Genomic DNA, 1,055 nt, shown 5'->3' with positions numbered 1-1,055 from the left:
TTAAGATGCTGTCCTTTCTCTGAATTAATTAATAATTATGGGTTTACAAATAAAAAAACAACCCTTTAATAAGAGTTGTTTTAGCGCGTTTTGTTTTACAGTTTACATATTAATAAAAAGCATATTTATGTACCATTAGGGACAGGTGATTATATTGCTTATGCGAAAGAATATGATAATTTAATTGCAAAAGCAGGGGGAATTGACTTACAATTATTAGGTCTTGGTACTAATGGGCATGTTGGTTTTAATGAACCACCAGCAGATTTTAATTCTTTAACAGGTGTTGTTGATTTAGTTCCTTCAATAATTGAAGCTAATGCTCGTTTTTTTACTTCACCAGGTGATGTTCCCCAGCAAGCAGTGTCAATGGGCATTAAATCAATTTTAAATGCAAAAAAAATTATTTTAATTGCTAATGGTACAAATAAAGCACATGCGGTTAAGCAACTAGTTGAAGGTGAAATTAGTAACTTATGACCTTATACAGCTTTGCAAATGCATCAAGATGTTACTGTTGTAGTTGATAAAGCAGCGGCTGGATTATTACAAACACGAGGAATTAATCTTAGTTAAAAATGAATTGAAAGAAAATTTAATAATTTTAACAAAAACCTTTTTTTGTTTAAAGAAATACTTTTTTAGCAGAAGTATAACAATATCAGTGAGAAAAATTGGACCTAGTAATTATTCAAAAGAGTTTTTTATTAAAACTTTTTTGAGTGATACAATTTAAGTACTATTTACTAACTAGATAATAATTAAAACACGCTCTTAATTTTAAGATTGGGGGTATGCTCTATGACTGAAATTGAACAATTATTATCACAGTCATATGCTGAATGCGTTAATTATTTATTAAAAAAATATGGGCCAGTTGCAAAGGATTACTTTTCTGATTTTGGTTGTACTAAAAAGACAAGTGGAATCACGCGGGGAAATGAAGGCTTATATATTAGACTTCTTGCATAACCTAGTTATTTTAAAATTCCTATAAAATATATTTAAAATAGAAATTATAGGAATCTAAAATTATGAAATTTGATAAATTTDAT

General features: G+C 28.2%; 2 protein-coding genes. Both read left to right on the top strand.

All coding sequences use genetic code 4. The features are described from left to right. Positions 1–90 precede the first annotated feature (90 nt). The gene (locus EHV01_RS05875) at positions 91–576 is read left to right on the top strand and encodes a glucosamine-6-phosphate deaminase (protein WP_422066645.1); all 486 of its coding nucleotides are present in this window, start codon (positions 91–93) and stop codon (positions 574–576) included. A 225-nt stretch (positions 577–801) separates the two neighbouring features. Further along, on the top strand, positions 802–972 hold the full coding sequence (locus EHV01_RS05870) for a hypothetical protein (protein WP_400249053.1): 171 nt from the start codon (positions 802–804) through the stop codon (positions 970–972). Positions 973–1,055: the final 83 nt, after the last annotated feature.

The sequence above is a fragment of the Spiroplasma sp. hy2 genome (assembly GCF_044714365.1).
In the GTDB taxonomy this organism is placed as follows: Bacteria; Bacillota_I; Bacilli_A; order Mycoplasmatales; family Mycoplasmataceae; genus Spiroplasma; species Spiroplasma phoeniceum.
The sequence above is the reverse complement of the archived record's forward strand: the minus strand, read 5'-3'. Positions and strand labels throughout refer to the sequence as shown.